At 58.8% G+C, this 11,535-nt stretch carries 9 protein-coding genes; 8 read left to right on the top strand and 1 reads right to left on the bottom strand.

Annotation, left to right across the window (positions count from 1 at the left end):
* Positions 1-125: 125 nt before the first annotated feature.
* Positions 126-1,733 carry a GH39 family glycosyl hydrolase gene (locus tag FPZ52_RS12605; RefSeq protein ID WP_146365956.1) on the top strand — a complete coding sequence of 536 codons (1,608 nt, stop codon included), beginning with the start codon at positions 126-128 and terminating at the stop codon, positions 1,731-1,733.
* 128 nt (positions 1,734-1,861) lie between these two features.
* On the top strand, positions 1,862-2,407 hold the full coding sequence (locus tag FPZ52_RS12600; protein WP_240804440.1) for a GntR family transcriptional regulator: 546 nt from the start codon (positions 1,862-1,864) through the stop codon (positions 2,405-2,407).
* Between the two features lie 81 nt (positions 2,408-2,488).
* Here the strand turns inward: FPZ52_RS12600 and FPZ52_RS12595 are convergent, their stop codons facing one another.
* The gene (locus FPZ52_RS12595) at positions 2,489-3,514 is read right to left on the bottom strand and encodes a Gfo/Idh/MocA family protein (RefSeq protein ID WP_146365955.1); all 1,026 of its coding nucleotides are present in this window, start codon (positions 3,512-3,514) and stop codon (positions 2,489-2,491) included.
* 130 nt (positions 3,515-3,644) lie between these two features.
* Between FPZ52_RS12595 and FPZ52_RS12590 the strand changes: the two genes are divergently transcribed.
* The 6 genes from FPZ52_RS12590 to FPZ52_RS12565 all read left to right on the top strand — a co-directional run bounded on the left by FPZ52_RS12590 (position 3,645) and on the right by FPZ52_RS12565 (position 11,534).
* Positions 3,645-4,535, top strand: a complete 891-nt coding sequence (locus FPZ52_RS12590; protein WP_146365954.1) for a dihydrodipicolinate synthase family protein — start codon at positions 3,645-3,647, stop codon at positions 4,533-4,535.
* Between the two features lie 2 nt (positions 4,536-4,537).
* A complete protein-coding gene (locus FPZ52_RS12585; protein WP_146365953.1) occupies positions 4,538-6,265 on the top strand; it encodes a dihydroxy-acid dehydratase in 1,728 nt (575 codons plus the stop codon).
* Positions 6,258-7,058: an amidohydrolase family protein gene (locus FPZ52_RS12580; RefSeq protein ID WP_146365952.1), complete on the top strand. Its 801-nt coding sequence runs from the start codon at positions 6,258-6,260 to the stop codon at positions 7,056-7,058. Before FPZ52_RS12585 ends, FPZ52_RS12580 begins: the two co-directional genes overlap by 8 nt.
* A gap of 861 nt (positions 7,059-7,919) precedes the next feature.
* The gene (locus tag FPZ52_RS12575) at positions 7,920-9,554 is read left to right on the top strand and encodes an ABC transporter substrate-binding protein (RefSeq protein WP_168201350.1); all 1,635 of its coding nucleotides are present in this window, start codon (positions 7,920-7,922) and stop codon (positions 9,552-9,554) included.
* A gap of 65 nt (positions 9,555-9,619) precedes the next feature.
* Entirely contained in the window at positions 9,620-10,639 is a 1,020-nt protein-coding gene (locus FPZ52_RS12570) for an ABC transporter permease (protein WP_146365950.1), read from the top strand.
* On the top strand, positions 10,608-11,534 hold the full coding sequence (locus FPZ52_RS12565; protein WP_240804439.1) for an ABC transporter permease: 927 nt from the start codon (positions 10,608-10,610) through the stop codon (positions 11,532-11,534). The genes FPZ52_RS12570 and FPZ52_RS12565 overlap by 32 nt, the downstream gene beginning before the upstream one ends.
* Position 11,535: the final 1 nt, after the last annotated feature.

The following is an 11,535-nucleotide window of genomic DNA, read 5'->3' as shown; positions in this document are numbered from 1 at the left end:
AGCATGTTAACAATCCGGTATATTGTTGACAATTTAATCCCCGCATCTAAGTTCGCGATGAACCGTCGCAGTTCTGCTGAAGGACAAGGGAATCGCGGCAATCGATGCTGGAGGAGGAATGAGACATGTCCGATAAGGGACAAGTACGTATGACAGTTCACGCCGACCAAAGAACGGGACCCTATCATCCCATGTGGAACTGGTTCGGTTACGACGAACCGAACTACACCTACACAGAAGACGGCATTAAGCTTTTAAGGCAGCTCGCTGCGGCATCGGATAGCTCGCCACATATCCGAACCCACAACTTGCTGACGTCCGGCGATGGCACCGCAGCTTTGAAGTGGGGTTCGACCAACGCCTACACCGAAGACGAACACGGCAATCCGGTTTATGACTGGACCGTGATGGACCGCATATTCGATGCCTATGTGGAAACGGGAACCACACCGTTCGTGCAGGTGGCCTTTACACCCGAGGCGCTGTCGGACGACCCCGGCCCATACAGACATAGCTGGTCGCTGGAAGACACTTATTCGACGATCATGACAGGCTGGGCGTCCCCACCGAATGACCTGAACAAGTGGTACGACCTTGTCGCGGCTTGGGCGCAGCACCTGGTCGATCGATATGGTGGCGAAACAGTCTCTGCCTGGCCGTGGGAATGTTGGAATGAACCCGACGGGCACTATTGGAAAGGGACGATTCCGGAATACTGCGCGATGTTCGACGCCACGGTCAAAGCGGTCAAGTCGGTGCTTCCCGAAGCGCGCGTTGGCGGCCCTCACACCTGTGGCGCGCATGAAAACCCCAAAGCACAGAAATTCTTGCGCGGTGTGCTCGACTATGTCGTGGAGAACGAGCTTCCCATTGATTTTGTTGCCTTCCACGCCAAAGGCCAGCCGAAACTGAAGGACGGCGAGGTCAGGATGGGGCTGGCGAAGCATTTGCTGGATATCAAGGGCAATCTGGACATCATCGCCGAATATCCTTCGCTGAAATCGTTGCCCGTCATTATCGGTGAATCCGATCCGGAAGGCTGTGCCGCCTGCTCCGCGCGCGTGCATCCGCAAAATGCCTATCGAAACGGACCACTCTACGGATCTTACATCGTCGAGAACATGATACGGACCTACGAGTTGTCACGCGATGCGGGCATTCATATCGAAGGCGCGGTGACATGGGCGTTCATATTCGACGGTCAGCCCTGGTTCGACGGCTTCCGCGATCTTGCCACCAATGGCGTCGGCAAGCCGGTCCTGAACGCCTTCCGTATGCTTGGCATGCTGGGTGGGGACTGGGTCGCAACGGACAGCGACGCGGCGCTTCCGCTGCAGCAGATACTGGATCAGGGTGTTCGCCGCGCCCCTGACATCAACTGCGTGGCAACACGCGACGAGACGGGCATCAGCGTTCTGATCTGGAACTATCACGACGACAACGTCGTTGACGACGCCGGAACGGCAGATATTGTGCTGGACCTCGACGGGCTTCCGGATGGCAATCTTTCGGTGAAAGAGTTCAGAATGGACGCAAGTCACGGTAATTCTTTCGGCGCCTGGCAGTCGATGGGCAGCCCCCAAGACCCGGCGGCTGAACAGATCGCGGAACTTGAACAGGCGTCGGAGCTTCCCTGCATTGCCGAGTCGACGCAGCACTGCGACAATGGCTCGTTGAGCGTCTCGTCCACACTCCCGCGGCAAGGGGTGGGGTTGGTTCGCATTGATTTCTGACCGTCAATGCGCGGGCCTGTTTATGACGAACAGGTCCGCGCGACCCCGAGGATCTTGCGAAGCAACGGCCACCGCTTGCGCCAGGCGTACTCCAACATCTACAAGATAAGCGCACAGGGAAGGCGAGTATGAACAAGGATTCAGTGAACGAAGAAGAAGCGGTCGCCCGCGCAATCGAGCAAGATATCATTTTCGGGCGGCTTGGCCCCGGCGAGCGGCTCCGCGAAGAAACGATTGCCCGGGACAAGGCGGCATCGCGCCACCATGTGCGTTCGGCACTGATGATCCTGGAACGGTCGGGCATTGTCACGCGCGAGCGCAACAAGGGTGCTCATGTGCGGGCGTATTCAGCCGAAGAAGTGCGGCAGCTTTACGACCTGCGTGAATTGCTGACCCGACAGGCTGCCCTGAAGATCTCTCTTCCGGCGAGTCCCCGTGACATCGCCAATATTCAAGCCCTGCAAGAAGATTACGAGGCCGCGATTGCAAGCCGCTCCCTGCCGGATATCCACGCGACCAATGACGCGTTCCACGTCGGCTTCTTCGCGTTGTGCAGGAACCCCTATCTCGTGGGACATGCTGAAACAGGCCATGGACATGACCTATATCATCCGGGCGGCGACCATGAGCAATTTCGAGCGCCTTGCCGGCGAAGGCCGAGCATCGCGCGATGATCGGTCTGCTGAGCGGAACGGATTCCTGGTCCCTGTCCGAGCTTTGCGTGCAACATCTTCGCCCCAGCAAGCAGCAATATCTTATCCGGCTGGATGCGGAGGAGAATGAAACTCCGACAAAGCGTAGGCGCGTTCGATCAGTTCAAGAGACCTGAGATTGTCTTCGACCTGCGCATGAAAGAACGCGTCATCCGTGTCCCGGACTGCCCGGACAAACCTTGCAATGGTATCGCGATAGGACGCCTTGTAATCGGCGGCGAGATCGATCGAGTGGCGTTCGGTCGTATCCCGCCCCGTCCTCAGTTCCAGCTGATCGCCCGACAGCCTGATCGCGCCTTGCGTGCCTTGAAGACTGAGATCATCAAGTAGCGCCGTCGGCGCGCCCCAGGTCATGAAATCGCCCAGAAGGGTAACGGCAGCCTGCCCTGACTTGAAAAGCAACGTCGCGCGATCTTCGCCCTTCAGGACTTCGGCATCACGGCCAACCACTGCCGCGAGGAACTCCATTTCACCTATGACTGACCGCAATGCATCGATGTGGTGGATCAGCACCTCCATCAAAAGCATTCGATCAAGACCTGCCAGCATAGGCTGCCTCTGAAGTGCTGGCAGCAAACCGGATCCGTCCGGTATCATGCCCGATGTTCGCGCGAGCAACAGCACCTGCCGCAGCTTTCCGATCCGACCCTGTTGGACCCAGTCCCGGATGACACCGTAATGCGGCCGGTAACGCCAGTTTTCGTGCACCATCAATCGAGCGCCCGCAGGCAGATTGTCGACCAAGTCGCGCGCCTCGGACCAGGTTGGGGCCAAAGGTTTTTGACACAGTACTGGCAAGCCGTGATCAGCCGCCAGGCGAACCGAAGCGGCATGATGCTGGCGCGGGTTGGCGACATCAACAGCATCAAGATCCATCACTGACAACATCTCGGCATCTGATGAGAAACAACGGGGAATGCCCCATCGCCTTGCTCTTTTGGAACAGGTGATGGGATCAGGATCGGCGATCGCTTCGACCACGACGCTATCGCCAAGTTCGCGATAGGCCGCAAGGTGATGTTCCGTGACCCATCCGGCTCCGACGACAGCGATCCGTAAAGGCGGCATTGGATGAACTCCTTTTGTTTTGTCGACAGAAAGTGGCAATACGGCACCTTAGTCAAGATTTAACGCTATTATTGTTGACAACATATGGCGCACGGGACAATCTGACATCAAGAAAGGGAGGAAGACTGCCATGCGATGTTCAGGTCTATGGCCCCCTGCGGCCACACCGTTTCGTTCTGATCTGAGTGTTGATACCGAAGCCCTTGTGGCCCACTGTCAGGCACTGCTGGACGACGGGGCGACGGGTCTTGCCCCGCTCGGAACCACGAGCGAAGCCAACAGCCTGACGCTGTCGGAGCGTCGCCTGGTCGTGGATTCCTTGCTTGAAGGCGGCATCCCGGCCGCGAAGCTGATGCCCGGCACAGGGGCTTGCGCGCTTGGAGATGCCATCGAGATGAGCCGCCATGCCACGCAAGCGCGGTGCGCAGGCGTTCTTCTGCTTCCGCCATTCTTCTACAAGGGCGTCTCCGACGAAGGGCTGTACGATTACGTCGCGCGCGTCGTCGAAGGGGTCGCCGATGACGGTTTGCGGATCTATCTGTACCACATTCCGCAAATGGCCGGTGTCGGATGGTCGCTCGAACTCATCGAGCGGCTACTGCGAGACTTCCCGGCAACGGTTGTTGGCCTGAAAGACAGCTCGGGTGATTGGGCCCATACGCGATCCGTGATCGAGGCATTTCCGGGCTTTTCCGTGTTCCCGGCAAGCGAGGCCCATCTGAGCGATGCGATCCCCCTGGGCGCGGCTGGATGCATTTCTGCTACCGCCAACATCAACGCGAGCGGCATAAGCCGACTGATCAACGCGCTCAGATCGGGCAAGGACGCAACCGCATTGCAAAGCGAAGCCACCCGGCAGCGCAGTATCGTGACCGCCGGATCGTTGATCCCCGGCATAAAGGCGGTTCTTGCGGCGCGCTATCAGCGGTCGAACTGGGCGCAGGTTCGCCCTCCTCTCGTGCAGATGAACACGTCTACAGCGCGTGCGTTGGTCGACAGCCTGACGCGGGAAGCGGCCTGAACGTGAGCGACAACACCACGAGAGGCTTCGCCCGCCGCCTGACGGCCTATGGCGACAATGATTTTGCACAGTTTCTGCGTAACTGCTTTCTGGTTGCGCGGGGTTATGGACCCGAAGCGCTGGACCGGCCCGTGATTGCGATCTGCGACACCGGGTCAGACTTCAACCCATGCCACGCGACAGCGCCGCAACTGGTGGAGGCTATCTCGCGCGGGGTGTCCATGGCGGGTGGTATCCCGATGGTGTTTCCGACCATATCGGTACACGAAAGCTTCGCGCATCCGACATCCATGTTTCTGCGCAACCTGATGTCGATGGACACCGAGGAGATGCTGAAAGCGCTGCCCTTGGATGCCGCGGTTCTGATTGGCGGATGCGACAAGACAATTCCTGCACAACTGATGGGGGCTATCAGTGCGAACGTGCCCACCCTGTCCGTCACGGTAGGACCGATGCTGACCGGCAGCCACAAGGGCCAGCGGCTCGGTGCCTGTACGGATTGCAGGCGACTTTGGGGTGAATATCGCGCGGGAACAATCTCGGAAAACGAGCTGCAGGCGGCACAATCACAGCTGATGGCGTCACACGGAACCTGCATGGTCATGGGAACCGCGAGCACCATGGCGTGTCTGGCCGAGATGCTTGGCTTCATGCTGCCCGGCGGTGCCAGCATTCCCGCCGTCCATTCAGAGCGGCTCCGTCATGCAGAGGCCAGCGGTCGCCGTGCCGTGGAAATGGCCCGGCTTGGAGGCCCGAAACCACAGGAAATAGTGACCCCGGAAAGCGTCCGAAACGCGTGCGTGGCGCTTCAGGCACTCGGCGGGTCAACCAATGTCGCGATTCACCTGGCCGCGATCGTCGGCCGTGCCGGTATCCGGCTTGATCTCGAAGACCTGGATCGCTTGGGCAATCACACGCCCATACTTGCGGATCTCAAACCGGTGGGACGGCTGTACATGCAGGATTTCCACGCTGCGGGCGGCTTTCCCGCGCTGCTGCGTGAACTTGCCAAGCCTGGCCTGATCGACACGGCCGTTACAGCGGCGGACGGACAAAGCTGGGCGGACGTGCTGGCAAATTGGCCCGACTGGCGCGATCCAGACGTTATCCGCGATTTTGATCAACCAGTGACAGGTGGTAGCGCAATCGCCGTTTTACATGGCAGCCTGGTGCCCGGCCGGGCGATTATCAAGCAGGCCGCCATGTCACCGGAACTGAGACAGCACGAAGGGCCGGCGCTTGTTTTCGACGGTCTTGATGATCTGAACGCCCGGATCGACCATCCTGATCTGGACGTGACGCCTGATCATGTACTCGTATTGCGCAACGCCGGCCCGGTCGGCGCACCGGGAATGCCGGAGGCCGGATCAATTCCCATCCCACGCAAGCTGGCGAGATCCGGGGTGCGTGATATGGTGCGGATATCGGACGCCCGAATGTCCGGCACGGCTTATGGTGCGGTGGTGCTGCACGCTGCTCCTGAGGCCGCCCTCGGGGGACCACTTGCACTGGTCAGGGACGGTGACCGCATCCGCCTGGATGTCGAAGCGCGGACACTTGATCTGCTGGTAGACAAAGAAGAACTCGACCGCAGGCGCGCGGACTGGGTTGCTCCGGCCATACCGTCGCGCGGCTATGCCCGATTGTTCGCGACATCGGTGCAGCAAGCGGAGTTAGGCTGTGATTTTGATTTTCTGACTGCCGTCACGCAGGACGAACACGATGAATAAGACTGCCATATGGGATTGCCATGTGCATGTGATCGGCAACCCAAACAAGTATCCTCTGAACCCCGACCGCAACTACGACCCTCCACTTGCGACGGTCGATAATCTGGTCAATCATTTGGATGTATTGAACATCAACAGAGCGGTCATCGTTCAGCCCAGTGTTTACGGCTTTGACAACTCATGTCTTCTTGATGCGCTGGATGAGTTGAATGATCGTTGCGTCGGCGTTGCTGTCCCTTCACCCCAAAGCAGTCTGCAGGATCTAGCCGCGTTAGACAGATCAGGTGTGTGCGGTGTCCGCTGCAACCTGATCAATCCGGGCGGGCTTAAACTTGAGCAAACACGAGCTTGGTGGAGCTGGATGAAGGACAACGGCTGGCATTTGCAAATCCAAGTAAACGCAGCACAACCTGAAATCGAAGACTTGCTGGATCAACCGGACGCGCCTCAACTCGTAATTGATCACATGGGCTTCCCGCCTAAAGGGCTTGCTGCCAGCGCTATGCAGAGCCTGACCCGGCTGGTGGCCAATCATCGCGCGTATGTCAAACTCTCTGCCCCGTACAGAATATCCGCGCTTCCGCCACCTCATCAAGATGCGCTTGCGATAGCGACTATGCTGCTTCAGACGGCACCTGAGCGCTGCCTGTTTGCTACCGATTGGCCGCACACCGAATTGACGATGGCACCAATGGCAGATTCGGAGTGGCAGAAAATTATACGCGATATCGCTGGCCGTGACTGGATCAGGATACATCGCGCGGCAAGCTACCTCTACAGTCGCGACATTTGAGCTTGGCTATCTCGCCATGGCTGTCATCTACATGGCCGCTCGTCCAGCGGCTAGTGCATTTACCCCGCCCTCCCAGTCATCGACAATCGCATTGCCGGAACAGAATACCCTCGTTTATTGGCAACGCAGCCGCGCTGAGATGTGGTCACGGAAATTCGGGCCAGTGTTCAGACCTGATGATCGCGGGGTGAGTTGACTGGCTTGGTGGTCTCTCCCACGGCATTCTCCGTTCGAGGGTTACGCAAACTCGGGACGCCGAGCCGCAAGAATGGGATAGCCCGGAACCGGAACACCGTAACTTGACATGTTGCCCACGCAATAATTTTAGCCCGGGGGTACGCCGGCCAAATGTTCGGAGCGGTCTCTGACGGCGCCCCCACCTATGGCCATCCAGCGCAAACAGTTCTGACAATCGAAGCAGGAAGTTTCCAGGAAGAGACTTCACTTTCTTTGACCAAACGTTGCCTCGAGTTTGCAGCTTGGGCGGAAGAGCAATTTCAGGATTGCTTCCTGAAATTTCTTGTAGTGTCGAAAGCGGAAATACAGCCAAACAGCATAAGCGATCACATCGGGTAGGAAATGGTGGTGGTTGCAAAGGCGGGCGTCAGTCGTCCGCCACGTCCCACATCACGCTGCAACTGGCCATAATCCAAAGTTAATGCCACATCGCCTTGTCGAGCGCTTGGACCTCCCCTGTCAGGTAACGATAGATGCCATCAGAACGCATTTCTGATCTCAAGGGATCATCGATTGTACCGAAAGGGAACTGGTGCACATCAGGTCCGCCCGCAACACTAAGTGCATGACAGAGGCGCGGGCCAAATGGCTGATGCAGACGCTTCGCAAAGCACAGGGAATGACATGAGATATCACCAGACGACAACGTATCTTAGAATCCTTCTTGTCTCGGGCGCAGTCGCTCTGATCAATGGTGGCGCATCAGCTCAGGTCTTCGCATCTTCAGAACTGGCTGCCGATCAAGTCGGCACCGGACCGCGTCTGATCTATCTGCATCACGAATACCCCGCTACGCTCGATCCGCAAAATACCTCGGCCTTCGTTGGCCAACTTGCGATGGAACTGTTTGACACGCTTGTCACCTACGCCATCGACCCCGAAACCGGTGTTGCCGATCAGACGAGCATTGTGCCGCGCCTGGCCGAAAGCTGGGACATTTCGGACGACAATACTGAACTGACCTTCCATCTCAACCCGACGGCCAAGTTCTGGGACGGCTCCCCCGTAACCGCCGAAGATGTCTATTGGTCGATCGAACGCGCGCTTGTCGGGCGAATGGGCTGGGGCACAACCCAGATCGAAACGGGCGGGATCTATGACATCTCGCAGATGGAAATCGTCGACCCGCAAACACTCAAAATCACCTATCCTGACGGCCTTGGGCGATACTCATTACGCAATTTCGCGTCCATGTCGCTGACCATCATGTCCAAGGCCGCCTGCGAGGCCGCTCGCTCCGAGCAAGATATCTGGTGTGTTGACTGGATCAAGAACAACGCCATGGGTTCCGGCCCATACATGTTGGGCGACCGTCAGTCGGGTCAGTACCTGACTGCCGTTGCCAACAAGAACTACTGGGGAGAAGCCAAACCCTATTATTCCGAAGTGATGTTCCGCGTGGTGCCCGATCCGCAAACAAGAATGTTGCTCATGGAAAGCGGCGAGGCGAGTTTTGCAAGCCTCACACCGAATGAATACTCGGTGTTGCGGAACTCGTCGAACGCTACAGTGTTCTCCGTTCCCTCCCAACAGGATGTAGCCGTCATGCGTTGGGACCCTGAATACCCGCCCTTTGACGACCCCAGAATCCGCGAAGCCGTAATCCGTGCCATCCCTTACGAGCGCCTTGTCACCGAGGTCTGTCGCGGTTTTTGTACACCGGTACAGAACCTCGTCGGGGTCAGCACACCCGGTTACGAACCGGACCCGCTCTTCACGCAAGATCAACAAATGGCAAAAGAACTTGTCGCGCAAAGCAGCTACGGCGATGATGTCCCCTCCTTCGAGGTTCCTGTCGTACAAAACTCGACACATATGGCCGCTGCGGTCATTATCCAGGATGCGCTGCGCAGCATCGATATCGACATGGAAATCAAACCCCTGACCCAGAACGCGTTTGACGACATCGCCTGGGGCAAGCGTGATCTCGACGTATCAATCCATTCGATGGGACCCTGGTGGAACGACTTCATGTACTGGGCCTACTGGATGTATCGCAGCGACAGCGCGACGAACCATATCCAGTTCTCCGATGCAGCGCTCGACCAAGCGGTGGTAGAGGCCCTTCTGATCCCGCAGGAGAACGAAGCCGCATACATGAAGCTTCAGGACGGCGTCCTCGATATCCTCGTGGGAGAACGACTCGCGGCGCCGCTCTATCAGGTGAACTGGTCGATGTCGGTGTCGAACAATATTTGCAACGTCAACAAGTTCCCTTGGGGAACGATCGCTTTCTCCTGGCTCCGCCCGTGCGAATGATCTGCATCAGCCTGGCGCTGCTCGTCACACCGCTCCCATCCTTCCCTCACGAAGAATAGCCAGACATGTCGATACCTCCGCTGGCGCGCTATGTCCTGCGTCGCCTTCTTATCAGCTTGCTTGTCCTGATCGGTGTCAGCGCAATCGCCTTTTCCATGGCTTATTTGCTGCCCTCCGATCCGGTGACAAGCAAGTACCCGGATGTTACGGACGAGCTGCGCGCCGAGATCCGCGCCCAGATGGGCCTCGACCAACCGCTGATCGTTCAATACGCACGCTATCTGGGATCTGTGTTCCGCGGGGACTTCGGCGTTTCCTTCGGCACCGGAAACACGGTGGCCGCCGATCTGGCTATCCGTATCCCCGCGACGCTTGAACTGGCCCTCGCCGGCATCCTGTTCGGCCTGCTGGTGGGATTGCCGATGGGAATCGTCAGCGCGGTCACCTATGGCCGCCTGGCTGACACGATCATGCGCATCCTCAACCTGCTGGCGCAGTCCATCCCCGCCTTCTGGCTCGGCGTCGTCCTGATCTTCTACCTGTATTTCCAGTGGCGCCTGGTGCCGACCCCGGTCGGGCGGCTCTCGCCCATGCTCATTGCTCCGCCGAGTGTCACCGGTTTTCTGACTATCGACGCGATGCTAGCCGGCGACTGGGACGTGGCCCGGACCGCGTTTCATCAGTTGATGCTGCCCGCCTTCGTCCTCGGCCTCGGTGTCGTTTCACCCATCGCGCGCATCACCCGCTCGGCCATGAGCGAGGCACTAGGTGAAGACTACGTCACCTTCGGACGTGCCCTGGGCCTGAGTTGGTGGCGGCTTGTTCTGGGCGACGCGCTACGCGGGGCGATGGTACCTATCGTCACGACCTTCGGATTCATCGTGGGCAATGTTCTGGCCGGGGCGGCCATCGTGGAGACCGTTTTCGCCTGGCCGGGGCTGGGGCGCTACGTCGTGACGGCGATCACGACCAGCGACATGGCCCCCGTTTCGACCTGTATTCTGCTCATCGCGTCCTGCGTGGCGCTGACCAATCTACTTGTGGATCTCGCTTATGTCCTTATCGACCCCCGAATTCAGCACTGACATGGTGGCGGGACGCAACATGGCCCGCGCGGCAGGTTCCGCGCCGCGGCGCTCGATGTGGACGCGGCTCTATCGCGGCGTGTTCGGTGGCGACATGCTCGGTCTGATTGGCAGTGTCGTGCTGGCCATCCTGGTGCTGCTGTCGATCTTCGGCCCGGCACTGGTCACCCATGATCCGGTGCTGACGACGCCGGATACGCTTCAGCCGCCTTCGGCCGAGCACTGGTTAGGCACTGATCATTTCGGTCGCGATGTCTTCTCGCGCACGATCACGTCACTGCGGATCGATTTCACCGTGGCGGCGACTGGCGTCGCGGGGGCCATCCTGATCGGCTCCTTCGTCGGGCTGGTCTGCGGTTATGTCGGTGGGCTCGCGGATGAGATCTTCATGCGGTTTGTCGATATCGTGCAGTCCTTTCCACTCTTGCTTGTCGCGATGGTTCTGGTTCTGGTGCTGGGCCCCGGCGTGTTCTCCATCGTCGTCGTTACGGTTCTGATCAACATCCCAACCTATGCCCGGGTCATTCGCGGCGAAGCGCTGCGCAAAAAGACCCTGGAGTACATCGACGCGGCACGGTGTTCGGGGGCTAGTGAGACCTCTATCCTGTTCCGCCATCTCATGCCCAACACGCTCGGGCCGATCATCGTGCACGCAAGCCTGAACCTTGCAGCTGCGGTCGGCAATGTCGCGGTGCTGTCCTTTCTCGGAATCGGGATTCGCCCTCCGACGCCAGATCTCGGCGTGATGGTGGCAGAAGGTACGAACTACCTTGTGCAGGGTGCGTGGTGGATGAGCGTCTGCCCCGGTCTCGTCTTGGTTGCCGCGATCTTCAGTCTGAATCTGCTGGGTGACTGTCTGGAAGGCCGGCTCGACCCAAGCCGGGCGGAGGGATGAC

The sequence above is a fragment of the Qingshengfaniella alkalisoli genome, from assembly GCF_007855645.1.
Lineage (GTDB): Bacteria > Pseudomonadota > Alphaproteobacteria > Rhodobacterales > Rhodobacteraceae > Qingshengfaniella > Qingshengfaniella alkalisoli.
Note: the sequence above shows the minus strand (reverse complement) of the source record. Positions and strands in the feature narration are given on the sequence as shown.

Coding starts and splice junctions, on each gene's coding strand:
- FPZ52_RS12605 (WP_146365956.1), top strand. CDS start 126: ATGTCCGATAAGGGACAAGTACGTATGACAGTTCACGCCGACCAAAGA.
- FPZ52_RS12600 (WP_240804440.1), top strand. CDS start 1,862: ATGAACAAGGATTCAGTGAACGAAGAAGAAGCGGTCGCCCGCGCAATC.
- FPZ52_RS12595 (WP_146365955.1), bottom strand. CDS start 3,514: ATGCCGCCTTTACGGATCGCTGTCGTCGGAGCCGGATGGGTCACGGAA.
- FPZ52_RS12590 (WP_146365954.1), top strand. CDS start 3,645: ATGCGATGTTCAGGTCTATGGCCCCCTGCGGCCACACCGTTTCGTTCT.
- FPZ52_RS12580 (WP_146365952.1), top strand. CDS start 6,258: ATGAATAAGACTGCCATATGGGATTGCCATGTGCATGTGATCGGCAAC.
- FPZ52_RS12575 (WP_168201350.1), top strand. CDS start 7,920: ATGAGATATCACCAGACGACAACGTATCTTAGAATCCTTCTTGTCTCG.
- FPZ52_RS12570 (WP_146365950.1), top strand. CDS start 9,620: ATGTCGATACCTCCGCTGGCGCGCTATGTCCTGCGTCGCCTTCTTATC.
- FPZ52_RS12565 (WP_240804439.1), top strand. CDS start 10,608: ATGTCCTTATCGACCCCCGAATTCAGCACTGACATGGTGGCGGGACGC.